The organism is Streptomyces sp. M2CJ-2, assembly GCF_016757295.1.
In the GTDB taxonomy this organism is placed as follows: Bacteria; Actinomycetota; Actinomycetes; order Streptomycetales; family Streptomycetaceae; genus Streptomyces.
On sequence record NZ_JAESIF010000235.1, the window covers coordinates 1 to 1,246 of the forward strand.

1 protein-coding gene is annotated in these 1,246 nt (G+C 69.4%); it reads left to right on the top strand.

Annotated elements, in window-relative coordinates; all coding sequences use genetic code 11:
- Positions 1 to 1,158, top strand: a 1,158-nt coding sequence (locus JL475_RS39035) for an IS1634 family transposase (protein WP_202282931.1), incomplete at its 5' end; no start/stop codon positions are given.
- Between the last annotated feature and the right edge of the window lie 88 nt (positions 1,159 to 1,246).

Consider the following 1,246-nt stretch of genomic DNA (forward strand, 5'->3'; position numbering starts at 1 on the left):
GTCGACCTGATCTTCTTCGACACCACCAGCACCTACTTCGAACGCGACGGCGAGGACGACGAGGCGGGCGATGCGGCGCTTCGCCGGTTCGGGCACTCCAAGGACCACCGGCGGGACCTGCCGCAGATCATCATCGGGCTCGCCGTCACCCGCGAGGGCATCCCCGTGCGCTGCTGGGTCTGGCCCGGCAACACCTCCGACACCACCGTCATCGAGCAGGTCAAGGACGACCTGCGGTCCTGGCGGCTGGGCCGGGTGGTCACTGTCGCCGACTCCGGCTTCTCCTCCGAGGCCAACCTGGCCTACCTCACCCGCGCCGGCGGCCACTACATCACCGGCGTCAAGATGCGCGAGACATCCAAGAAGGCCGCCCAGGCGCTGGCCCGCCAGGGCCGCTACCAGGACGTGCGCGACAACCTGCGGGTCAAGGAGGTCCGCCTGGACGACGACCCCGGACGGCGCTGGATCATCTGCCACAACCCGGTCGAAGCCGCCCGCGACGCCGCCCGCCGGGAAGATCAACTCGCCGCAATCACCGACGAGTTGGAAAGGATCGCCCAGGCTCGGGCCGCCGACGCGAAGAAGGCGCGGGACAAGGCGGCCAAGGCCGGCAAGCGCGCCGTGAAGCCGAACGACGCCGTCCACCGCAAGGCCGAGTGCGCCCTGCGCGACCACCCCACCCTGGGCCGGTGGCTCAAGCAGCACCCCACGACCGGGCGGCTGTCCATCGACCGGGCCAAGATCGCCGCCGAGGCCCGCCTCGATGGCAAGTACCTGCTGGCCACCTCCGACCCGGACATGTCCGCCGAGGACGTCGCGCTCGGCTACAAGAACCTTCTGGAAGCGGAGCGATCCTTCCGCACGATGAAGTCCACGCTCTACCTGCGGCCGGTCTACCACCGCCTGGACGACCGGATACGCGCCCACGTGTTGCTGTGCTGGCTCGCCCTGCTGCTGATCCGCGTCGCGGAACGCCGCACCAACGCCACCTGGCGCACCATCAGGAACGAACTCGGCCGCATCCACCAGGTCACCCTCGCAGGCCCCGCCGGACGCCTGCAGCAGACCACCCGCATCACCGACACCCAGGCCAAACTCTTCAAGGACTGCGGCGTGCCGATGCCACCAAAGATGAGCAGCCTGCAACCCACCGAATAGCCCCTGACCTGGGGAAACAGCCGCCGGAGCCGTGGACACACGCCCCCGGCGGCTCCTCATGCCATTCTCGCAGGCCAGCCCGCGAATC